Source organism: Actinocatenispora rupis (assembly GCF_016861975.1).
Taxonomy (GTDB): domain Bacteria; phylum Actinomycetota; class Actinomycetes; order Mycobacteriales; family Micromonosporaceae; genus Actinocatenispora; species Actinocatenispora rupis.
Genome location: NZ_BOMB01000021.1, coordinates 25,889 through 48,583 on the forward strand (window position 1 = coordinate 25,889; position 22,695 = coordinate 48,583).

Here is a 22,695-nt window from a genome sequence, read left to right on the forward strand (position 1 = left end):
CTGAACCCCTTGGTGTGAGGTCGATGGAGGACGGACACTGGGGATGGGACTGCCCGTCCGAGGCAGACTGCATCAGAAGTTACGGCACTCTCAAGCCTGAACAGGGAAAAGTCCCGAAAGTCGGGTGTCGCCACACCGGATCGCGTACCGGTGCGTGGACGGCCGGCGGGGCGGCGGGCCGCATCGCCGCCGCCGCGGCGAGGATGTCGGCATGGCAGACGGCTTCCGACCCGGCCCGGTCCGCGTACGCGTGCCGGCGACCAGCGCCAACCTGGGGCCCGGCTTCGACACCCTCGGCCTCGCCCTCGCGTACCACGACGAGGTCGCGGCACGGGTCACGGACGCCGGCGTACGGGTGACGGTGACGGGGGAGGGCGCCGGCTCCGTACCGGACGACGAAACGCACCTGGTGGCGGCGACCGCGCTCGCCACGTTCGACCGCCTCGGCACCCGGCCACCGGGCCTGGAACTCCGCTGTACCAACCGGATCCCGCACGCGCGCGGGCTCGGCTCGTCGTCCGCCGCGATCGTCGCCGGCATCCTTGCCGCGGCTGCGCTCGCCGGCGCCGACGTACCCACCGGCACCGCGTTGCGCTGGGCCGCCGAGATCGAGGACCACCCCGACAACGTCGCCCCCTGCCTGTACGGCGGCGCCACGATCGCCTGGACCGCCCCCGACGGAGCCACCGCGGTACGCCTCGACCCGGTGGACGCGCTGCGCCCGATCGCCCTCGTACCGGGGGATCGGACGCTGACCGAGCGGGCCCGCGGGCTGCTGCCCGACACGGTGCCGCACCGCGACGCGGCGGCCACCGTGGCGCGCGCCGCACTGCTCGTGCACGCCCTCACGACCGACCCGGCGTACCTGCTGGCGGGCACCGAGGACCGGCTGCACCAGGAGTACCGGCGGGCCGCGATGCCGGCCAGCCTGGCGGCCATCGACCGGCTCCGCGAGGCCGGCGTACCGGCGGTCCTGTCGGGCGCCGGCGGTACCGTTCTCTGCCTCGTTTCCGCAGGTCAGGACATCGATGAACGGGTCGCTGCGGTGGCCGGGACAGGTTTTGCGACACTGCCGCTGGCCGTCGACCGGGCAGGCGCTAGAGTTTCCTTCTGAGAGGTCAAGCGGTCAGGGTGGCCGGCGGTTCGTCTGCCGTGCGTCGTGCCCGCGAGGCCGTCGGCGGTACCTGCCACCCGAGTGCGTCACCGTGGCCAGCCAGGCGCGGCGGACAACACGCGGGAAGACATCCGGGCCGGATGTTGTTGCCCCAGGTAGGCACCGGCGACTACGCTCAACGGTGGTACAGCCGCCCGTCGCGCTCTCTCCGGGCAAGTGCTCCCCCAAGGACCGCGTTTCTTCGCCGGCAGCGTGTCTGTCCAGATCACGCATCTGAGCAGCCGATGTCGCAACGGATCCGTTCCGGTCGGGGTGGGCTTTCCCAAAGAGGCGACTTCCCACGGTCAGGGCTTCCAGGAGACAGGTTCCACGCGGTTTCTGAGAAGACAGGGCTTTCGCCAGAGACGGTTACCAGCAAAGGCGGTGCTTTCCAACGGCGGACATGCCGGTAGGCGTGTACCGACCGCGGTCCGGTGCTGGATCCCTGTGCGGGGACGGGTTGCGAGCGGTCGGTTCCGGCGCGGTGGCGGCGCCACCGGGTCCGGTCACGGCGACCGGTACGGAGCGACCGCTTCCACGCGGGCGAGAAGGCAGGCAGTACCAGACCCTCGACGCCAGTGACGAGGGTGCACCCGGGGTTCGGTGATCTTCCGTGACACGAGCCGGAACCCCGGTCAGAACGAGGGAAGGAATCCATTGAGCGACACCACCGACCTGAAGTCGGGATCGCCTGACGCCGGTGCGACCGACCAGGCGTCGGCGACCACCGGCACGGCCCGGCGCCGGCGTTCCGGTACCGGCCTGTCGGCGATGCTCCTGTCGGAGCTGCAGACCCTGGCTTCGTCGCTCGGCATATCGGGTACCGGCCGGATGCGCAAGGGCGAGCTGATCGCGGCCATCCAGGAGAAGCAGGGCGGCGGTTCCGCCTCCGAGGGACGCGTACCGCGCCAGGCGGAGCGGACGTCCCCGGCCGAGCAGCCCGAGACCCCCCGGTCCGACAGCGGGCAGCAGTCGCTGCCGGGCACCGAGTCCTCGGCCCCGACCGGCCGTACCCGGCAGCGGGCCACCCGCCAGGGCGGCGCGCCGGATTCGCGGGCGGCCGACGACTCCACGTCGGAGCAGGGCGAGCGCGGCGAGCGTGCCGAGTCCCCACGGGGCGAGCGCGGCGACCGCGACCGCAACGAGCGCGGCGACCGGAACGAGCGCGGCGACCGCAACGAGCGCGGCGACCGCAACGACCGCCCGCGTGGCGAACGGCACGGCAACGACCGGCCGAACGACCGCAACGACCGGGACCGTGGCGGAGACCGCGGCGACCGGAACGAGCGCGGCGACCGCAACGACCGTGGTGGCAACAACCGGCACGACGACGACGGCGAGGGCGGCGGGCGTCGCCGCGGCCGTCGGTTCCGGGACCGTCGGCGTGGCGGCAGCAACCGCGAGCGCGGCAACGACAACGAGCCGGCCGTGGCCGACGACGACGTGCTGCTGCCCGTCGCCGGCATCGTCGACGTGCTCGACAACTACGCGTTCATCCGCACGACCGGCTACCTCGCCGGCGCCAACGACGTGTACGTGTCGATGTCCCAGATCCGCAAGTACGGGCTGCGCCGCGGTGACGCGGTGACCGGTGCCGTGCGGCAGTCCCGCGAGGGCGAGCAGCGGCGCGACAAGTACAACCCCTTGGTGCGGCTGGACACGATCAACGGGATGGACCCCGAGGAGTCGAAGCGGCGCCCGGAGTTCTACAAGCTCACCCCGCTGTACCCGCAGGAGCGGCTGCGGCTGGAGACCGAGCCGAACGTGTTCGCGACCCGGATCATCGACCTGATCCAGCCCATCGGCAAGGGTCAGCGCGCGCTGATCGTGGCGCCGCCGAAGGCCGGCAAGACCACCGTGCTGCAGCAGATCGCCAACGGCATCACCAGCAACAACCCGGAAGTACTGCTGATGGTCGTGCTGGTGGACGAGCGGCCGGAAGAGGTCACCGACATGCAGCGGTCGGTGAAGGGCGAGGTCATCGCGGCCACGTTCGATCGCCCGCCGTCGGACCACACCACGCTGGCCGAGCTGTCCATCGAGCGCGCGAAGCGGATGGTCGAGCTGGGTCACGACGTCGTCGTGATGCTCGACTCGATCACCCGGCTCGGCCGGTCGTACAACCTGGCCGCGCCGGCGTCCGGCCGGATCATGTCCGGTGGTATCGACTCGACCGCGCTGTACCCGCCGAAGCGGTTCCTGGGTGCGGCCCGGAACATCGAGAACGGCGGCTCGCTCACGATCATCGCGACCGCGCTGGTGGAGACCGGCTCGGTGATGGACACGGTGATCTTCGAGGAGTTCAAGGCCACCGGTAACGCCGAGCTCAAGCTGGACCGCAAGATCGCCGACAAGCGGATCTTCCCCGCCGTCGACGTGAACGCGTCCAGCACCCGCCGCGAGGAGATCCTGCTCGCGCCGGACGAGCTGGCCATCGTGCACAAGCTGCGCCGCGTGCTGCACGCGCTCGACCCGCAGCAGGCCATCGATCTTCTCCTCGACCAGATGAAGAAGACGAAGACCAACGTCGAGTTCCTGATGCAGATCGCCAAGTCCACGCCTGGCGAATAGACCGGTACGACCGGACTGGGGGCGGCCCGCCACACGGTGGGCCGCCCCCGCCGTGTCCGTACGCGGATGTGAGACGGGGCGCGCCCGGTTGACGGTGCCCGGGGCCGGCGATGAACACTCGGGGCATGAGTCTCCAGGTGGTGGCGCGCTCGGCGGAGGCGGCGGGCGGCGGCGGTCCGGCCCGGCTGGCGCGTACGGCGATCGGCGCGGTGCCGCCGCCCGGCCTGATCCTGCTCGGCATCGTGTCCATCCAGGTCGGCGCGGCCCTCGCGAAGAACCTGTTCGGCGTGTTCCCGCCCACCGCCGTCGTGTCCGTACGCCTGGTCACCGCCGCGCTCGTCCTCGGCTGCGTCGTACGCCCGCGGCTGCGCGGCCACAGCCGTACCGACTGGGCGGTCGTGGGGTTGCTCGGCCTCACCTTCGCCGTCATGAACTCCGCCATCTACCAGTCCATGGCGCGGATCCCGCTCGGCGTCGCCGTCACCGTCGAGTTCCTCGGCCCGCTGTCCGTCGCCATCGCCGGATCCCGCCGGGTACGCGACGCGCTCTGGGTCGTACTCGCCGGCGGCGGCGTCCTGCTGCTCGCCCGCGGCGGCGGGGGAGTCGACGCCATCGGCGTACTGTGGGCGCTCCTCGCCGCCGCCGCATGGGCCGGTTACATCCTGCTCGGCGCCTCCACCGGACGCCGCTTCCCCGGTACGTCCGGACTCGCCATGGCCATGGCCATCGGCGCGCTGCTCGCCGCACCCGTCGGCGTCGCCCAGGCCGGCACCGACCTCCTCAGCCCGCGGCTCCTCGTGTTCGGCGCGGCGGCCGGGCTGCTGTCCTCCGCCATCCCGTACGCGCTGGAGATCGAGGCGCTACGGCGCATGCCCGCTCGGGTCTTTGCCATCCTCATGAGCGTCGAACCAGCCGTGGCGGCGCTCGTCGGCATGGTCGTACTGGGGGAGCTGCTCGGCGTACGACAGTGGGTCGCGATCGCGTGCGTGATCGTCGCGAGCATCGGCGCGACCCGGAGTACGCGGCGGCCACGGGAGACGCCGGAGACCTGAGGCGGCGGCCGGGTTGGGCGGCTTCGGCACCGGGGGAGGGCCGCGGAGAGCCAGGCGACGAACGGGCTCTGGGCTGACCGGATACGGGTGGCCGGGGGTGGATGCTGCTTCGGGGCTGGGGCTGGGGCTGGGGCTGGGGCTGGGGCTGGGGCTGGGGCTGGGGCTCGGGCCCATGGCACGGCCGCCCATGCCGTGGGCCGGGGCCATTGGCGGGCTTTCGTGCCGGGGCTGGGGCCGAGGCCAGGGCCAGGGCCGGGGGTTCGTGCCGCGGCCAGCGCCAGGGCCAGGGCCGCACGGCCGTGCTGGAACCGGGGTCGGATCACCGCTCCGGCGCATATGGGACTTAGCGATCGTGAGCGGGCATTTCTGGACCGCGCCCGATTGTCCAATTGTGTCATTGTTCAACTGTCCAATTGTTGAACTGTTGAACAATCGATGGGCGTCCGGCCGTTGAAGTTTTCCTTCCGATTCATGGTCGAGTCTTGTAGGAAGTAACCTCCTGCGGTTGACTGCGGTTGCCTTTCTCGCGTCCATGTCCAGGAGGACAACCGTGCGTCTACACAGGCTGACGGCTGCGCTGGGGGTGACGTCGGTCGTCGCGTTCGGCCTGGCGGCTCCCGCTTTCAGCGCGCCGGACGCGCATCCGCGGGCGTCGACCGCCGCGGCGACGTCCATCGAGATCAACCGGACGACCCGGCCGGTGGCGCCGGGCGTGACGCTCAGCTCGTTCGACCGGTACGAGACGGGCGGTTGGCTGCGCGCGCAGTCGCTGTCGGTGGACCTGTCGGGGGGTAACGGCGTCGACTACCTGTCGGCCGATCCGATCGCGAACGATCAGCCGATCAGTACTCAGGTGAAGGCGCGGCCGCGGGCGGTGGCTGCGATCAACGGGGATTTCTTCGACATCAACGACACGGGGGCGCCGGAGGGTGTCGGCGTGTCGGACGGTGATCTGGTGAAGTCGCCGAACGACGGCTGGAACAACGCGGTGTCGATCGACCCGAAGGGTGCCGGCCGCATCCTCCAGCTGTACTTCGACGGCACGGTGACGTTGCCGTCGGGTGAGCGGAAACTGGCGCAGTACAACGGAACGCGGATCGCGTCGGGCGGGATCGGCGAGTACACGTCGGCGTGGGGGTCGATGTCGCGTGGCCGGCCGGTGCAGGGCGCGTCGGACACGGCGGAGGTGACGGTGCATGACGGGAAGGTCAGTGCCGCCGCCGGGGCGCCGGGTTCGGGTGCGATCGCGAAGGGCGACTACGTACTGGTCGGCCGGGAGGCGGGCGCGGATGCGTTGCGGGGCTTGACGGTCGGCGATCCGGTGTCGGTGGCGTACGCGCCGCGGACGAGTGACGGGTCGTCGGTGCGTACCGCGATCGGGGCGAACCAGTTGCTGGTCGTGAACGGCGCGGTGCAGTCGCCGGCGGACGACGCGCTGGCGGCCCGGTCGGCGGTCGGGTTCAGCCGGGACGGCTCGCGCATGTACCTGCTGACGGTGGACGGCAAGCAGACGGACAGCGTCGGCATCACGGTGCCGGAGATGGCCCGGATGATGGCGGAGATGGGCGCGTACAACGCGGTGAACATCGACGGCGGAGGCTCGTCGACGCTGCTGGCGCGCCGCCCGGGTACGTCGACGCTGGCGCTGGAGAACAGCCCGTCGGACGGTTCGGAGCGCCCGGTCGCGAACGGGTTGGCGGTGACGGCGCCGGCGGGATCCGGGACGCTGCAAGGGTTCTGGGTGTCGACGAAGGCGGACGCGGAGAGCGCGCCGACGGTGGACACCCGGCCGGGTGGGCATCCGGACCGGGTGTTCCCGGGCCTGACGCGGTCGCTGTCGGCTACCGGCTACGACGAGACGTACGGTCCGGCGGCGGGGTCGCCGACGTGGCTGTCGTCGAGCGGCGCGGTGGGTACGGTCGACCGCGCCGGTACGTTCCACGCCCGCGGTACGGGCACCGTCACGGTGACTGCGCACCGCGGTACCGCACGGGGAAGGACCACGCTGACGGTGTTGGGTCAACTGCAACGGATCGGCGCCGACACGGGTCGGGTGGGGCTGGCGAACGGCAACGCGACGGGCCACTTCGGCATCGTCGGGTACGACGCGTCCGGCTTCACCGCGCCGATCGAGCCGTCGGACGTGTCGCTGGAGTACGACCGGTCGCTGCTGTCGGTCGGGTCGGACGCGAACGGCAACTTCACGGTGAAGGCGCTGAAGGACTCGGGCGCGACGCTGGTCACCGCGAAGGTCCGCGGGTACACGGTGCAGGTGCCGGTGACGGTGGGGCTGACGGACCAGTCGGTCGCCACGTTCGACGACGCCGCGCAGTGGACGTTCAGCGCGGCCCGCGCCACCGGGTCGGTCCAGGCCGGCGACGGCCACACCGGCACCGGGCTCACCATGTCGTACGACTTCACGCAGTCGACCGCGACGCGCGCCGCGTACGCGAGCCCGCCGAAGCCGATCACGGTGCCGGGCCAGCCCCACGCGTTCGGGATGTGGTTGTACGGCAACGGTCACGGCGAATGGCCGACGCTGGACTTCGTCGACGCGGCCGGTACGCACCAGTTGCTGCGCGGCGACCACATGACCTGGACCGGCTGGAAGTACGTGGAGATCCCGGTGCCGGCGGGGGTGTCGTACCCGTTGACGTTGAGCCGTTTCTACGTCGCGGAGACCCGCGCGGACACGAAGTACCAGGGGTCGTTGATGCTGGACGACCTGGTGGCGAAGGTGCCGCCGGCGGTGGACACGCCGGCCGCGTCGACCGTGCGCGACCCGGTCGTCATCCAGAACGGCACGCTCGCCGGCCGGAACTGGCGGTTCGCGGTGATGTCGGACGCGCAGTTCGTGGCGCGTGACCCGGACTCGGACATCGCCCGCTCGGCCCGCCGTACGCTGCGGGAGATCCGCGCGGCGAAGCCGGACTTCCTCGTCATCGACGGCGATCTCGTCGACGAGGGTTCGCCGGAGGACCTGTCGTTCGCGCACCGGATGCTCACCGAGGAACTCGGCGACGCCGTGCCCTGGTACTACGTGCCCGGCAACCACGAGGTGATGGGCGGCAAGATCACGAACTTCACGGCGGAGTTCGGTGCGGCGCAACGGGTCTTCGACCACAAGGGCACCCGGTTCGTCACGCTGGACACGTCCAGCCTGACGTTGCGGGGCGGCGGGTTCGACCAGATCGCCTTGCTGCGCAAGGCTCTGGACGACGCGGCGAAGGATCCGTCGGTCAACTCGGTGATGCTGCTGGAGCACGTACCGCCGCGGGATCCGACCCCGCAGCAGGGCAGCCAGCTGGGCGACCGTAAGGAGGCCGAGCTGGTGGAGAACTGGCTCGCCGACTTCGGCCGTACGACGGGGAAGGGCGTCGGGTTCGTCTCCGGTCACGTGGGCGTGTTCCACGCGTCCCATGTGGACGGTGTGCCGTACGTGATCAACGGCAACTCGGGCAAGAACCCGGCGGCGCCGGCCGACCAGGGCGGTTTCGTCGGCTGGACCGAGTTCGGCGTGAACCCGGTGAGCGCGCACGACCAGGCCGCCCGCCGCGCCGACCCGTACGGTGCGCCGTCCGACTGGCTCGCCGCCCGGATCCGGCCGCAGACCGACACCGTGACGCTCACCGCACCGTCCACCCTTTCCGTTGGTACGCAAGCGAAAGCCGCGGCGACGCTGTCCCAGCAGGGGCACGACGTACCGGTGGCGTACCCGGTGAGCGCGGACTGGTCGGGGTCGTCGGGCGTCGCGTTCGGCGACGAGCGCGGGAGCGCCGTCGTCCGGTACGACCCGGTGACGGGCACACTGACGGGGTTGCGTCGCGGCACCGCCACGCTCGCCGTCGACGTCAACGGCGTACGCGCCACGGCGACGGTGACCGTGCACTGACCCACCGCGGACAGGATGCGGGCCGGGCAGCGCGTGCCCGGCCCGTGTCGCGTCGGCCGCCGGGCGTCCCGGGCCGACGTGCCGGGTGAGGTGGCCCACCACCGGAGGAACGGTCGTCGCGCGACACCCCAGACACCGGTGGTTTTCCAGCTGGATGTCCGGATCGGCCGCCGTTCAACGGGACCGGGCATAACCACACCCCGCGGTACGTTACCCAGGCGGTGTGAGTACGCGGAGCGCGTGCCACACTGGTACGACGGCCCGTCAGAGGTTCCGGTTCACGTCCGTCAGGGCGACCCGGCGACCTGCACACCGAGAGGACCCCCGAGGCATGAAGAGTGGCATCCACCCGCAGTACCAGGTGACTCACGTGACCTGTTCGTGCGGCAACGCCTTCGACACCCGCAGCACCGCGTCGTCCGGCTCGATCCACGTCGAGACCTGCAACGTCTGCCACCCGTTCTACACGGGCAAGCAGCGCATCCTGGACACCGGTGGCCGCGTGGCGAAGTTCCAGCAGAAGTACGCCAAGGCGCAGGCCGCGAAGGCCAAGGCCGCCGGCAAGTAGCGACCTCGACGGCGCTCGTCGTTTCGATCCGGCACGGATTCGGGCGGCGGGCGCCGTTTCGTCTGCCCGTACCGCGAAACGGAGGTTGGCGATGGAGACGGACCGGCTCACCACGCTGCGTGCCGAGTACGGCGAGCTGGAGCAGCGGCTGGCCGACCCGGCGCTGCACGCCGACCCGAACGAGGCGCGCCGCGTCGGCCGGCGGTACGCGGAGCTCGGGCCCCTGGTGAAGACCGCCATGGAGCTGGACGCGGCGCGCGCCGACCTGGCCGCGGCGACCGAGCTGGCCGCCGAGGATCCGTCGTTCGCGACCGAGGTGGACACCCTGGCCACGATGGTGCCGAAGCTGGAGGAACGGCTCGCCGAGCTGCTCGCGCCGCGCGATCCCTCCGACGGCAAGGACGTCATCCTGGAGATCAAGGCCGGCGAGGGCGGCGAGGAGTCGGCGCTGTTCGCCGGCGACCTCCTCCGCATGTACCTGCGCTACGCGGAACGCCACGGCTGGCTCGCCGAGGTGATCGACTCCGAGGAGACCGACCTCGGCGGGTACAAGGACATCTCGGTCGCGATCAAGACCAAGGGCATTCCCGAGGGCGGCATCGGGGTGTGGGCCCGGCTCAAGTTCGAGGGCGGCGTGCACCGCGTCCAGCGCGTACCGGTGACGGAGTCGCAGGGGCGCATCCACACGTCCGCCGCCGGCGTGCTCGTCCTGCCCGAGGCCGAGGAGGTCGACGTCACCGTCGACCCCAACGACCTGCGCATCGACGTGTACCGCTCGTCCGGTCCCGGCGGCCAGTCCGTCAACACCACCGACTCCGCCGTCCGCATCACCCACCTGCCCACCGGCATCGTCGTCTCCTGCCAGAACGAGAAGTCCCAGCTCCAGAACAAGGAGCAGGCGATGCGGATCCTGCGCGCCCGGCTGCTCGCCGTCGCCCAGGAGGAGGCCGACGCCGCCGCGTCCGACGCCCGCCGCTCCCAGGTACGCACCGTCGACCGGTCCGAGCGCATCCGCACGTACAACTTCCCGCAGAACCGCATCACCGACCACCGCATCGGCTTCACCGCCTACAACCTCGACCAGGTACTCGACGGTGACCTCGACGCCGTCCTGGACGCCCTGTCCGAGGCCGACCGCGCCGCCCGCCTGGCCGGCGAGGACCTGGCCCGCCACTGAGCCGGTCAGGGACGCTGCGGCGGCTCTCGAAAAGGTCTGCCCTGACCTCACCCCCGTGGGGACGCGAGCGAGGCGAGCGCGATTCGTTCGCTGGCAAGGCGGAGGAGGCACCGCGTGCGAATGCACTCGGGGTCGACGACAACGCGGCCAGCGGACGAATCGCGCCGCCGCAGCGCCCCGATCAGGAAGCGCGGGCGGCGTGCTTGGCTGCGTACATGGCGCGGTCGGCGGCCTCGAAGCCGGAGGAGACGCCGGACCGCAGGTCCAGTTCGGACCAGCCGATACTGACGCCGACGGGGGTACCGGGGACGAGCGAGTCCCAGTCCTCGGTGGCGAAGGCGGACCGGATCCGGTTGGCGATCTCGTACGCCTCGGGCAGCTTCGTACTCGGCAGCACGACGACGAACTCGTCCCCGCCGTACCGCGCGACGAAGTCGCCGCGCCGCATCACGCGGGCGAGCAGTGCGGCGGCGCGCTGGAGTACCAGGTCGCCGGAGAGGTGGCCGTGGATGGTGTTGACGGCCTTGAACGAGTCGAGGTCGAGGACGCCGATGACGCCGCGTTCGCCGCGCCGGGCCATGGCGTCGACGTGCTGTTCCAGGTGCCGGCGGTTGGGCAGGCCGGTGAGCGGGTCGGTGAGCGCCTCGTCGGCGTAGCGCGCGACGGTGCGGCGGAGGTCGTCGTGGTCGAGGCGGGCCTCGACGCCGTCGATGAACAGGTCCCGCAGCCGGTCGATGGCCTGCGCGGTCAGCCGGAACGCCTCGCGGTCGGCGCGGTTCGCCGCGGCGTGGTCGCCGCTCGCCGCGTACGCGATGGCGCGCAGTCGCGGCACCTCGGACGCGCCGAGCGTGCGGGCCTGGACGGCCATCACGTCGAGCCGGGCGAGCGCCTGCGCGGGCCGCCGGTCGGCGATGTCCAGGCAGGCCGCGCCGAGCGCGCGCAGGTCGGCCGCCTCCAGGTCGTGCATGCCGGGCTCGCCCAGCCACCGGGACGCCGGCATCGGCACCGGTTCGCCGACGGCGGCGAGCCGGGCCAGCGCGTACCCCACGTACGGCCGGTCCATCTCGGGCAGGTGCAGGAACGTCTGCTGGCTCGCCCCGTCGGGCAGCTGGGACAGCACGTCGCTGAGGATCCGTACGCAGCCGTCGGAGTCGCCGCGGTGGTCCAGCGACACCGCCAACCGCACCCGTACCTCGGGGATCACGTACTCCGCGGCGGGCAGCCCGGCCGCCGCCGCCATCCGCCGCCCCCGGTCGAGCGCCCCCAGCGCGTGCCCGTGGAACCCGATGCAGGAGTACGTCAGGGCGAGGTCGACCCAGGCGTCGGCGGCATCCGGCCCCGGCCGGGTCACCCCGCCGAGCGAGCGCGAGCTGCGTACCAGGTGGGTGACGCAGCGGTCCAGCGAACCCTCCAGGTACGCCACGTAGGCCGCGTGCGCGTGCAGCTCGCCGATGTACGCCGGGTCGGGATGGCTGCGCATGATCTCGAACGCCCGGTCGATCGCGCCGGGACACTCCCCGTACCTGCCGAGGTTGAGCAGGCAACCGATCTTCGCCAGGATCGCGTACGCGACGACGGGGGTGTGGCGGGACTCGCCGAGCACGCCGTCGACGACCTTCTCGGCCTCGTCCGATCGACCCGCCCGGATCAGCCGCCGGACCTCGTCGCGAAAGTCGTCGGTGCCGGTCGCGGACCCGGCATCCGGCCATGCCACTGCTGGCGACCTCCCCTGTGCCTGCGCCCCGCCGCGGCCGGCCGTGCGCACCCGACGGTGGATGATGGGGTCCGTGCAACGAGAAGACCGGACCTCGGGTGGTCCGGATATGCCAGACCGTACGCCTGTGGGCCCGGTTCTGGCCAGAGCCGCCACCACCCTCGCGGCAGCCGGGATCGGCTCCCCGCGGGTCGACGCCGAGCTGCTCGCCGCGCACGTCCTGGGCGTACCGCGAGGGCGCCTGGTGCTCGCCGACCTCACCCCGTCCCAGCGCTCGGCGTACGCGGAGCTGGTGGCGCGGCGGGCCGCGGGAGTACCGGTGCAGCACCTGACGGGCAGCGCGCCGTTCCGGTACCTGGAGCTGGCGGTGGGGCCGGGGGTGTTCGTGCCGCGGCCGGAGACCGAGCTGCTCGTCGACGCCGGCCGGGCCCTGCTGGACAGCGTTTCCCCGCTGGTGGTGGACCTGTGCGCGGGTTCCGGCGCGCTCGGCCTCGCCCTCGCGTACGAGGTTCCGGAAGCCATCGTGTACCTGGTGGAGCAGGACCCGGCCGCGCTGGCGTACCTGCGGCGCAACGCGGCGGACGTGGCGGCGCGGCGCGGGACCGGTGGCGCGGTGCACGTGGTCGACGGTGACGTGACCCGGGCGGCCGAGCTGCTGCCCGGCATCGCCGGCGCGGTCGACCTCGTCCTCGCCAACCCGCCGTACGTGCCGACCGGCACCGCGCTGCCCGCGGACGTGGCCGGCGTCGACCCCGACCCCGCCCTGTACGGGGGAGCGGACGGGCTCGCCGTGATCCGCCCGCTGGTCGGTGTCGTGGCCGAGCTGCTGCGCCCCGGCGGCGGTCTCGCGATGGAACACGACGACACCCACGGCGACGCGGTACCGGCACTGCTGCGTGCGGACGGCCGGTTCGTCGACGTCGCCGCGCACCGCGACCTCACCGGCCGACCCCGGTACGCGACGGCGCGCCGCACCGGGAAGACTGGTACACCATGACGCTGTTCGACTGCCGTACCGCCGAGGGTCGGGCCGCGGGGCTGGCCGCGGCCGTCGACACGATCCGCGCCGGCCGCCTGATCGTCCTCCCCACCGACACCGTGTACGGCATCGGCGCGGACGCGTTCGCCCCGGCCGCGGTGCGGGACCTGCTCGCCGCCAAGGGCCGCGGCCGCCACATGCCCCCGCCGGTACTCGTCGGCGACGCCGCTCAGCTCGCCGACCTGGCGCCGGACGCGCCGCCGGTCGCCGCCGACCTGGCCGCGGCGTACTGGCCGGGCGGGTTGACCGTGATCGTGTCGCACGCGCCGGAGCTGGCCTGGGACCTCGGTGACACCGGCGGCACCGTCGGCGTACGGATGCCCGACGACCCGGTGGCCGTCGAGCTGTTGCGCCGCACCGGCCCCCTCGCCGTCTCCAGCGCCAATCTCACCGGTACGCCACCGGCGGCGACGGCGGCCGACGCGGTCGAGGCGTTCGGCACCGCGGTCGGGACGTACCTGGAGACGGGGCCGTGTCCGGGTGGGGTGCCGTCCACCGTGGTCAGCCTGGTCGGCGACCGGCCACGACTGATCCGTGCCGGTGCGGTACCGGCACGGGCGTTGCGTACCCTGCTGCCCGATCTGGTCGAGTCGTCGACGGCAGCACGGTAGTTTGGCGAGGCGCCCGGGGGCGGGCGGGTGAGTGAGGAGCTTGAGGTGTCGGGTCTCACGGAGCGGGCGGTGCCACCCTTCTCGGTGCTGCACGTCTGCATGGGCAACATCTGCCGGTCGCCGATGGCCGAGCGGCTGCTGGTCGCCCGGTTCGCCGACGCGGTCGGCCACGACGGGCCGGACCCGGCCGGGCTGCTGTTGAGCCACAGCGCCGGTACGGGCGGCTGGCACAGCGGCGAGCACATGAACCCGCCGGCCGCGCGGCAGGTCGCCGAGCGCGGGGGAGACCCGACCGGGTTCACCGCGCGCCAGCTGCACGGCGAGCACATCGACACCTCGGAACTGATCCTCACCGCCACCGGCGAACAGTGCAGCTACGTCACGGCCCTGCGCCCCGACGCCGCCGGGCGTACGTTCGCGCTGCGCGAGTTCGCCCGGCTGCTGACCGACGTGGACGCCGCCGCGCTGCCGTCCGTGGACCTGACCCCGGACGGGGTGCTGGCCCGCGGAGTGGCCCTGGTCGAGGCCGCCGACAAGGTACGCGACGGCCGGCCCACCGGTCCGGACGACGACCTCGACGACCCGTGGGGTCTCGGCGACCGGTTCTTCGCCCGGATCGCCGACGACATCGAGGCACCGCTGCGCCGGCTGGTCCGCCTCCTCACCGGCCGCTGACCGCCGGGTACCCTGGTCGGCAGTCTCGGGGGGAAAACTGTGGTGACGACTGGACTGACGGTGGGGCCGACGAGCGTGGGCACGCGATGGGTTCGACTGCGGCACCTGCCGGTGCCGTTGCTGGCCATGGCCGGTGTGCTGGTGGTCGGTGCGGCGGTGGCCGCGCCGCTGCGCGGGCTCACCGGTGTCGCCGGCGTCGCGGTCGGCGTCGCGCTCGTCTCCGTGTCGTACGTGTTGTCCACGCTCGCGGTCGCCTGGGCCGACAGCGTCAACCCGCGACTCGTCCTTCCTGTGGGCCTCGTCACGTACGTGACGAAGTTGTTGCTGCTCGGCCTGTTCGTGGCCGCCCTGAATGCAACGGGCTGGTTAGGAGTCGCGCCGATGGGTCTCGCGATCGTGGCCGCTGCGCTAACGTGGTCCGCGGCCCAGGCCGGCTGGACGTGGCACGCCAAGATCCCGTACGTGGAGATCCCGCCTGCCGAGCCGGCCACAGAGACGACGAACAACCGGTGAGTAACCCCTTCGACCCATCACCGGGGGTCGATGCGGCGCGCCGCTGACCGGCTGATACCGTCTAGCCATCATGACCAGCAAGGAGCCAGCCACGAAGTCGGTAGCCTCCGGCGCCGAGGCGGGCTGGATCGCCACCGGACACCTCGTCAGCGGAATCGCTGTCTGGGCAGTGATCGGTGGGCTCGTCGACTGGTGGCTCGGGATCCCCTCCCACATCGGGCTCGTCGTCGGGATGCTGGTCGGCGCGGCCGCGGCGATCTACCTGATCGTCAAGCGACTTGGCAGTAGTTAGCGAAGGGTGGTTCGGTGGCTGCAGAGCCGATGATCCTGGCCAGTGGATTCCCTCCCGGCGTCGAGGATTTCGACTTCCAGAGTCTGGTTCCCCCCCTGGGGCAGGCCATCACCAAGATCACGCTGCTGGCCTGGCTCGCCGCCGCGATCATCATCGTGTTCTTCCTCGTGGCGTACCGCAAGCCCAAGCTGGTGCCTACTAAGACACAGTGGCTCGCGGAGTCCGTCTACGGATTCATCCGCGACGGGGTCTCGAAAGAGGTCATCGGCACCGAGAAGGGCGTGCGCTTCGCGCCGTACCTGGCGACGCTGTTCTGCTTCATCCTGGTGATGAACATCTTCGGCATCGTGCCGTTCCTGCAGATCTCGCCGAACTCGCACATCGCCTTCCCGGCGTTCCTGGCGATCATCACGTACGTCATGTTCATCTATCTCGGCGTGCGTAAACACGGTGCCTGGGGCTACATCAAGCACTCGCTGATCCTGCCGGGCGTGCCGCTGCCGATGCACTTCCTGCTGGTGCCGATCGAGTTCGTGTCGACGTTCCTGGTCCGGCCGATCTCGCTGGCGGTCCGGCTGTTCGCCAACATGTTCGCCGGCCACCTGCTGCTGCTGGTGTTCACGCTCGGCGGCGTCGCCCTGATCAACGCCGAGACCATCTGGTTCCGGCCGCTCTCGGTGGTGTCCTGGGCGGTCGCCATCGTCATGACCTTCTTCGAACTGGTCGTCGCCGCCCTGCAGGCGTACGTCTTCGTGATCCTGACCGCGAGCTACGTCGAGAGCTCGCTCGCGGACGAGCACTGAGGCCACGAGCTCTCACCGGCGCCGCGAGGCGCCACGCAACACCGCACGTTCCACCAACCAGAAGCGTCCGCGTGAGGGTCACGCGGAGAACCCAGGAGGATTCCCCACATGGACCTCGCCGCTGTCACCGGTAGCCTCAGCTCCATCGGCTACGGCCTTGCCGCGATCGGCCCTGGTATCGGCGTCGGCATCGTGTTCGCCGCGTACATCACGGCCACTGCTCGGCAGCCCGAGTCGGCCGGCCTGACCCGTACGTACATGTTCCTTGGCTTCGCCATCGTCGAGGCGCTCGCCCTGTTCGGCCTGGTGCTCGGCTTCATCTGGTCGAAGTGACTTAGGCCGGATCCGGCAACCCATCGGGAGTAGGCATGAAACTCCTCGCAGAAAGTGGCGGTGCGCAGATTCTGCTGCCCGTCTGGTCCGAGGTCATCGTCGGCGCGATCGCCTTCGTCCTCGTCTGCCTGGTGCTGATGAAGTTCGTCTTCCCGCGCATGGAGGAGACCTTCCGCGCCCGGGTCGACGCGATCGAGGGTGGGCTGAAGCGGGCCGAGCAGGCCCAGGCGGAGGCCAACCAGCTGCTTGAGCAGTACCGTGAGCAGCTCGCGGAGGCGCGCACCGAGGCCGCCGCGATCCGGGACGAGGCTCGCGCCGACTCCGCGGCGATCCGGGACGAGATGCTCGCCAAGGCCGGCGAGGAGCGGGACCGGATCATCGCGGTGGGCAAGGAGCAGCTCTCCGCCGAGCGGCAGACGCTGATCCGTGAGCTGCGTTCCGACATCGGTTCGCTGGCCGTCGACCTGGCCGGCCGCATCGTGGGCGAGTCGCTCGCCGACGAGGCGCACCGGCGCGGCACGGTCGAGCGGTTCCTGGCCGAGATCGAGTCCGAGCCGGCCGGTACGGCGGGGCGTGGCTGATGGAGGCGTCGAGCCGTGAGGCGTTCTCGGCCGCGACCGAGCGGCTGAACGCGTACGCCCGGCGGGCCAAGTCGGAGACGCTGTCGACGGTGGCCGACGAGCTGCTGTCGGTGGCGTCCCTGCTGTCCCGCGAGCCGCGGCTGCGGCGGGCGCTGTCCGACCCGGCCCGGTCCGCCGAGGACCGCGCCGGGCTGGCCACCACGTTGTTCGCCGGCCAGGTCTCGGACGGTACGCAGACGCTCGTCGGCGTACTCGTCTCCGGCCGCTGGTCGACCGCGCATGACCTGCTCGACGGCACCGAGCTGCTCGGCGTCGAGGCTCTGCTGGCCGCGTCCGAGAAGGACGCGTCGCTGGCCGAGGTGGAGGACGAGCTGTTCCGGTTCGGCCAGATCGTGGCCGGGGAGGAGCGGCTGGCCGCCACCCTCGGTGACGTGTCGGCGGAGCCGGCGCAGCGCCGGGCGCTCGTCGACTCGCTGCTCGACGGCAAGGTCACCGCGGTCACCCGGCGGCTCGTCGATCTGGCGCTCGTCGGCCTCGGTGGCCGGGGCTTCGAGGCGTCGCTGTCCCGGCTGGTCGAGCTGGCCGCCGCGCGCCGCGACCGCGAGATCGGGTACGTGACGGCCGCGTCGGTGCTGTCCGACGGTGACGAAGAGCGACTGGCCACTGCCCTGCGGCGGATATACGGTCGAGAGATCTCGCTGAAGGTCTCGGTCGATCCGCGGGTGTTGGGCGGAATGAGCGTGCAGGTCGGTTCCGATCTGTACGACGGGACCATCCTGCGACGCATCAACGAGACCCGGGCGGCGCTCGGCCGGCGGTGAGCCGGTGCGGACCGTTCACAACAGGTGGCCCTGACCGGTCACCGCACATAGGCGATGTATCACCCGCTTCAGGTGGCCGCGTCCGGCTTCGATCCCCGGCGTCGGGCGCGGAACCACCGATAGAACCAAGGGACGAGGACTGGCAAAGATGGCCGAGCTGACCATCTCCTCGGAGGAGATCCGCGGCGCACTGGAGCGTTACGTCTCCTCCTATACACCGGAGATCTCCCGCGAGGAAGTCGGTGTCGTCACCGTTGCCGGTGATGGCATCGCCCAGGTCGAGGGCCTGCCCTCGACCATGGCCAACGAGCTGCTGGAGTTCGAGGACGGCACGCTGGGACTGGCGCTCAACCTGGAGACCCGCGAGATCGGCGTGGTCGTCCTGGGGGAGTACGCCGGGATCGAGGAGGGCCAGACGGTCCGCCGGACCGGCCGCGTCCTCTCCGTGCCGATCGGTGACGCCTTCCTGGGCCGGGTCGTGGACCCGCTGGGCCGGCCGATCGACGGCCTCGGCGACATCGACAACGAGGGCTTCCGCGAGCTGGAACTGCAGGCGCCGAACGTCATGGCCCGGCAGCCCGTCGAGGAGCCGCTGCAGACCGGCATCAAGGCCATCGACGGCATGATCCCGGTCGGCCGTGGCCAGCGTGAGCTGATCATCGGCGACCGGCAGACCGGCAAGACCACGGTCGCCGTCGACACGATCATCAACCAGCGCGACAACTGGAAGTCCGGCGACCCGACCAAGCAGGTCCGCTGCATCTACGTCGCCATCGGCCAGAAGGCCACCACCATCGCGTCCGTCAAGGGCACGCTGGAGGAGGCCGGTGCGCTGGAGTACACGACGATCGTGGCGGCGCCGGCGAGCGACCCGGCGGGCTTCAAGTACATCGCCCCGTACACCGGCTCGGCCATCGGTCAGCACTGGATGTACGACGGCAAGCACGTCCTGATCGTCTTCGACGACCTGTCCAAGCAGGCCGAGGCGTACCGCGCGGTCTCCCTGCTGCTGCGCCGCCCGCCGGGCCGCGAGGCGTACCCGGGTGACGTGTTCTACCTGCACTCGCGGCTGCTGGAGCGATGCGCGAAGCTGTCCGACGAGCTGGGCGGCGGTTCGATGACCGGCCTGCCGATCATCGAGACCAAGGCCGGCGACGTCTCCGCGTACATCCCGACCAACGTCATCTCGATCACGGACGGCCAGATCTACCTTGAGGCCGACCTGTTCAACGCCGGCACCAAGCCCGCCATCAACGTGGGTACGTCGGTGTCCCGGGTCGGTGGTGCCGCGCAGCGCAAGGCCATCAAGAAGGTCTCCGGCCGGTTGAAGCTGGACCTGGCGCAGTACCGCGACCTGGAGGCGTTCGCCGCGTTCGCGTCGGACCTCGACAAGACGTCGCGGGCGCAGCTGGACCGTGGCGCGCGCCTGGTGGAGCTGCTCAAGCAGGACCAGTCCTCCCCGTTCCCGTACGAGGAGGAGGTCGTCTCGATCTGGGCCGGCACCACGGGCAAGCTCGACACCGTGCCGGTGTCGGACGTGCGCCGCTTCGAGACCGAGTTCCTGGGTTACCTGCGGCACAACCACAAGCACGTGCTGGACGGGATCGCCGAGTCGGGTGCGCTGTCCGACGACGCGACCGCCTCGCTGGAGTCGGCCATCGAGAAGTTCACGCAGAACTTCCTGGCCGGCAGCGACGACCTGCGGGTCAACGAGGCTCCCGCCGAGGCGCTGGCCGAGGGTTCCGAGGGCCAGGAGAAGGTCCAGAAGTACGTGCCGCCGGCGGCGGGGAAGTAACCCATGGCCGCACAGCTACGGGTTCTCCGCCGGAGGGTCAGGTCGGTCCGGTCGACCGGCAAGATCACCAAGGCGCAGGAGCTCATCGCCACGAGCCGGATCGCGAAGGCCCAGGAACGGGTCTCCGCGGCCCAGCCGTACGCCAGCGCGATCACGGGCGTGCTCACGGCGCTGGCCGGCAGCGCCAACGTCGACCACCCGCTGCTGGTGCCGCGGGCGAAGGTCCGCCGCGCCGGCGTGCTGGTGGTCACCAGCGACCGGGGCATGTGCGGCGGGTACAACGCCAACGTCATCCGTACCGCGGAGCAGCTCATCTCGCGGCTGCGTGAGGACGGCGTGCAGCCGGTGCTGTACGTGATCGGTCGCAAGGGTGTCGGCTACTACCGCTTCCGCAACCGGGACATCGCGGAGAGCTGGACCGGTTTCTCGGAGCAGCCGACGTTCGACGACGCCCGGGAGGCCGGCCAGACGCTGATCGACGCGTTCACCGCCGGTGCGGACGACACCGACACCGGTGCCGGCCCGGACGGTCTGCCCGGCATCGACGAGCTGTACGTGGTGTACACGCACCTCAGGTCGATGGTGTCGCAGGTGCCGACGGTGACGCGGGTGGCGCCGATGGAGATCGAGGAGACCTCGACCCCGTCGACCGGCATCCCCCCGGCGTACGAGTTCGAGCCGGAGGCCGACGCGCTGCTGGACGCGCTGCTGCCGAAGTACATCAACACGCGGATCTACGCGGCGTTGCTGGACTCGGCGGCCGGCGAGTCGGCGGCGCGGCGTGCCGCGATGAAGGCCGCCACCGACAACGCGAACGAGATCGCGAAGTCGCTGACCCGAGAGATGAACGCGGCCCGGCAGGCCGCCATCACCCAGGAGATTTCAGAGATCGTCGGCGGCGTGGACGCGCTCGCCGCGACAGGAAGTGAAGAGTGATGTCCACGACTGCTCAGGACAAGTCGACGGCCGTGGGTCGGGTGGCCCGGGTGATCGGTGCCGTGGTCGACGTCGAGTTCCCGCGCGAGGCGATGCCCGCGATCTACAACGCGCTCAAGGTCGACGTGGAGCTGTCGGCCGGCAAGCAGGAGATCACCCTGGAGGTCGCCCAGCACCTGGGTGACAACATGGTCCGGGCGATCTCGCTGAAGCCGACCGACGGCATGGTGCGTGGCGCCGAGGTGCGTGACACCGGCGCCCCGATCTCGGTACCGGTGGGCGACGCCACCAAGGGCCACGTGTTCAACGTGATCGGCGACGTGCTGAACCTGAAGGACGGCGAGAAGTTCGAGCCGGCCGAGCGGTGGGCGATCCACCGCGAGCCCCCGGCGTTCGCCGACCTGGAGCCGAAGTCCGAGATGCTGGAGACCGGCATCAAGGTTCTCGACCTCCTCACGCCGTACGTCAAGGGCGGCAAGATCGGCCTGTTCGGCGGCGCCGGCGTGGGCAAGACGGTGCTCATCCAGGAGATGATCTACCGCGTCGCCCAGAACTTCGGTGGTACGTCGGTCTTCGCCGGTGTCGGCGAGCGCACCCGTGAGGGCAACGACCTCATCGGTGAGATGACCGAGATGAACGTCTTCGACAAGACGGCGCTCGTCTTCGGCCAGATGGACGAGCCCCCGGGCACGCGTCTGCGCGTCGCGCTCTCCGCGCTGACCATGGCGGAGTACTTCCGTGACGTGCAGAACCAGGAGGTGCTGTTGTTCGTCGACAACATCTTCCGGTTCACCCAGGCCGGTTCGGAGGTGTCGACCCTGCTGGGCCGGATGCCGTCCGCCGTGGGTTACCAGCCGACGCTGGCCGACGAGATGGGCATCCTGCAGGAGCGCATCACGTCCGTCCGGGGCAAGGCGATCACCTCGATGCAGGCGATCTACGTGCCGGCCGACGACTACACCGACCCGGCGCCGGCGACCACGTTCGCCCACCTGGACGCGACCACCAACCTGGAGCGGTCGATCTCCGACAAGGGCATCTACCCGGCGGTGGACCCGCTGGCGTCGACGTCCCGGCTGCTCGCCCCGGCGTACGTGGGGAACGAGCACTACCAGGTCGCGGAGACCGTCAAGCAGATCCTGCAGAAGTACAAGGATCTGCAGGACATCATCGCCATCCTCGGTATGGACGAGCTGTCCGAAGAGGACAAGGTGACCGTGCAGCGGGCCCGCCGGATCGAGCGGTTCCTCTCGCAGAACACCTTCATGGCGGAGAAGTTCACCCAGATCCCGGGTTCCTTCGTGCCGTTGAAGGAGACCATCGAGGCGTTCAAGAAGCTCGTCGACGGGGAGTACGACCACTTCCCCGAGCAGGCGTTCTTCATGTGCGGTGGTCTGGAGGACCTGGAGCGCAACGCGCACGAGCTCGCCAAGAACGAGTAAGACCTGCGCATCCCGCCCCGGGCCGGTCGTCCACTGTGGACACCGGCCCGGTCGCGTTCCACCCCTTCCCGGTACTCGCCGCCCGCGCGGCGACCGCCCGCGTGCCGCTCGTACGCCCCCGGTGGCGGCTCCCGACGGCACGTCGCCGGTTGGGGTGGACCGTGCCGCCGCCGTCGGCCAGCGACGTACTCCACCGCGCCATGGACGTACCCGACCCGGCGCAACGCCGACGGCACCGACCACGTACGGGTGCGCTCGGTCCGGGTTCGTACCCGGTCGCGCGTGGTGCCCGATCCGGTCCGTACGGATCCGCCGGGCCCGTGGTCGGGCACGTGCGGCGCGTCACTGATCTGAGCACCGGGCCGCCGGTTTCCGCTGGTCGGCCACGCATTAGACTGCGGAGCCAAACCCCCGTCGCGCTAGGAGTCCAGGTGGCCAACCCACTGCACGTCGAGCTCGTCGCGGTCGAGCAGAAAGTCTGGACCGGCGACGCGACCATGTTGATCGCCCGGACCACCGAGGGTGAGCTGGGTGTCCTTCCCGGCCACGCTCCGCTGCTCGGTCAGCTCGCCGACCCGGGCCGGGTCCGGATCCAGCGCGACGGCGCCGAGGACCTGGCGTACACGGTGAACGGTGGCTTCCTGTCGGTGACCGACCGCGGGGTGACGGTGCTCGCCGAGAGTTGCGAGCCCGCCGAGGCCGGCGCGGACGTCCACTAAGACGGCGG

Annotated in this window: 20 protein-coding genes; 19 read left to right on the forward strand and 1 reads right to left on the reverse strand. The window is 71.1% G+C overall.

The features are described 5' to 3' along the window. The first annotated feature begins 211 nt into the window (after window positions 1–211). The 6 genes from thrB (at window position 212) to prfA (ending at window position 10,413) form a co-directional block, all read left to right on the forward strand. On the forward strand, window positions 212–1,114 hold the full coding sequence (gene thrB / locus Aru02nite_RS18065) for a homoserine kinase (RefSeq protein ID WP_203659032.1): 903 nt from the start codon (window positions 212–214) through the stop codon (window positions 1,112–1,114). Between the two features lie 696 nt (window positions 1,115–1,810). Continuing rightward, the gene (gene rho / locus Aru02nite_RS18070) at window positions 1,811–3,724 is read left to right on the forward strand and encodes a transcription termination factor Rho (protein ID WP_373324914.1); all 1,914 of its coding nucleotides are present in this window, start codon (window positions 1,811–1,813) and stop codon (window positions 3,722–3,724) included. Window positions 3,725–3,849: 125 nt separating this feature from the next. Next, entirely contained in the window at window positions 3,850–4,776 is a 927-nt protein-coding gene (locus Aru02nite_RS18075; RefSeq protein ID WP_203659035.1) for an EamA family transporter, read from the forward strand. 550 nt (window positions 4,777–5,326) lie between these two features. Beyond that, window positions 5,327–8,668, forward strand: a complete 3,342-nt coding sequence (locus Aru02nite_RS18080; protein ID WP_239076767.1) for a phosphodiester glycosidase family protein — start codon at window positions 5,327–5,329, stop codon at window positions 8,666–8,668. A 331-nt stretch (window positions 8,669–8,999) separates the two neighbouring features. Then, window positions 9,000–9,236: a 50S ribosomal protein L31 gene (rpmE, locus tag Aru02nite_RS18085; protein ID WP_203659041.1), complete on the forward strand. Its 237-nt coding sequence runs from the start codon at window positions 9,000–9,002 to the stop codon at window positions 9,234–9,236. Window positions 9,237–9,327: 91 nt separating this feature from the next. Continuing rightward, the gene (prfA, locus tag Aru02nite_RS18090; protein ID WP_203659044.1) at window positions 9,328–10,413 is read left to right on the forward strand and encodes a peptide chain release factor 1; all 1,086 of its coding nucleotides are present in this window, start codon (window positions 9,328–9,330) and stop codon (window positions 10,411–10,413) included. A 181-nt stretch (window positions 10,414–10,594) separates the two neighbouring features. Here prfA and Aru02nite_RS18095 read toward each other — a convergent pair whose 3' ends face one another. Beyond that, window positions 10,595–12,127 carry a GGDEF domain-containing protein gene (locus Aru02nite_RS18095; RefSeq protein ID WP_203659047.1) on the reverse strand — a complete coding sequence of 511 codons (1,533 nt, stop codon included), beginning with the start codon at window positions 12,125–12,127 and terminating at the stop codon, window positions 10,595–10,597. Window positions 12,128–12,236: 109 nt separating this feature from the next. Here Aru02nite_RS18095 and prmC point away from each other — a divergent pair, with 109 nt between their 5' ends. From prmC to Aru02nite_RS18160, 13 genes are all read left to right on the forward strand, one after another. Continuing rightward, window positions 12,237–13,124 (forward strand): peptide chain release factor N(5)-glutamine methyltransferase, encoded by an 888-nt coding sequence (gene prmC, locus Aru02nite_RS18100; protein WP_203659050.1) that lies wholly within the window; start codon window positions 12,237–12,239, stop codon window positions 13,122–13,124. Next, a complete protein-coding gene (locus Aru02nite_RS18105) occupies window positions 13,121–13,777 on the forward strand; it encodes an L-threonylcarbamoyladenylate synthase (RefSeq protein WP_203659053.1) in 657 nt (218 codons plus the stop codon). Before prmC ends, Aru02nite_RS18105 begins: the two co-directional genes overlap by 4 nt. Before the next feature lie 69 nt (window positions 13,778–13,846). Continuing rightward, window positions 13,847–14,452 carry an arsenate reductase/protein-tyrosine-phosphatase family protein gene (locus Aru02nite_RS18110; RefSeq protein ID WP_203659668.1) on the forward strand — a complete coding sequence of 202 codons (606 nt, stop codon included), beginning with the start codon at window positions 13,847–13,849 and terminating at the stop codon, window positions 14,450–14,452. A 42-nt stretch (window positions 14,453–14,494) separates the two neighbouring features. Continuing rightward, the gene (locus tag Aru02nite_RS18115; RefSeq protein WP_239076768.1) at window positions 14,495–14,965 is read left to right on the forward strand and encodes a hypothetical protein; all 471 of its coding nucleotides are present in this window, start codon (window positions 14,495–14,497) and stop codon (window positions 14,963–14,965) included. Window positions 14,966–15,035: 70 nt separating this feature from the next. Then, window positions 15,036–15,257: an AtpZ/AtpI family protein gene (locus Aru02nite_RS18120; protein WP_203659056.1), complete on the forward strand. Its 222-nt coding sequence runs from the start codon at window positions 15,036–15,038 to the stop codon at window positions 15,255–15,257. A 29-nt stretch (window positions 15,258–15,286) separates the two neighbouring features. Next, window positions 15,287–16,060: a F0F1 ATP synthase subunit A gene (atpB, locus tag Aru02nite_RS18125; RefSeq protein WP_203659672.1), complete on the forward strand. Its 774-nt coding sequence runs from the start codon at window positions 15,287–15,289 to the stop codon at window positions 16,058–16,060. Window positions 16,061–16,168: 108 nt separating this feature from the next. Then, complete coding sequence (gene atpE / locus Aru02nite_RS18130; protein ID WP_203659059.1) at window positions 16,169–16,393, forward strand: ATP synthase F0 subunit C; 225 nt, start codon at window positions 16,169–16,171, stop codon at window positions 16,391–16,393. A gap of 35 nt (window positions 16,394–16,428) precedes the next feature. Then, entirely contained in the window at window positions 16,429–16,974 is a 546-nt protein-coding gene (locus tag Aru02nite_RS18135) for a F0F1 ATP synthase subunit B (protein WP_203659062.1), read from the forward strand. Continuing rightward, the gene (locus tag Aru02nite_RS18140; RefSeq protein ID WP_203659674.1) at window positions 16,971–17,795 is read left to right on the forward strand and encodes a F0F1 ATP synthase subunit delta; all 825 of its coding nucleotides are present in this window, start codon (window positions 16,971–16,973) and stop codon (window positions 17,793–17,795) included. Before Aru02nite_RS18135 ends, Aru02nite_RS18140 begins: the two co-directional genes overlap by 4 nt. Window positions 17,796–17,943: 148 nt before the next feature. Next, a complete protein-coding gene (atpA, locus tag Aru02nite_RS18145; protein WP_203659065.1) occupies window positions 17,944–19,590 on the forward strand; it encodes a F0F1 ATP synthase subunit alpha in 1,647 nt (548 codons plus the stop codon). 3 nt (window positions 19,591–19,593) lie between these two features. Beyond that, the gene (locus tag Aru02nite_RS18150) at window positions 19,594–20,526 is read left to right on the forward strand and encodes a F0F1 ATP synthase subunit gamma (protein ID WP_203659068.1); all 933 of its coding nucleotides are present in this window, start codon (window positions 19,594–19,596) and stop codon (window positions 20,524–20,526) included. Then, window positions 20,526–21,968 (forward strand): F0F1 ATP synthase subunit beta, encoded by a 1,443-nt coding sequence (gene atpD, locus Aru02nite_RS18155; RefSeq protein WP_203659071.1) that lies wholly within the window; start codon window positions 20,526–20,528, stop codon window positions 21,966–21,968. Before Aru02nite_RS18150 ends, atpD begins: the two co-directional genes overlap by 1 nt. Before the next feature lie 431 nt (window positions 21,969–22,399). After that, a complete protein-coding gene (locus Aru02nite_RS18160; protein ID WP_203659074.1) occupies window positions 22,400–22,687 on the forward strand; it encodes a F0F1 ATP synthase subunit epsilon in 288 nt (95 codons plus the stop codon). The last annotated feature ends 8 nt before the right edge of the window (window positions 22,688–22,695 follow it).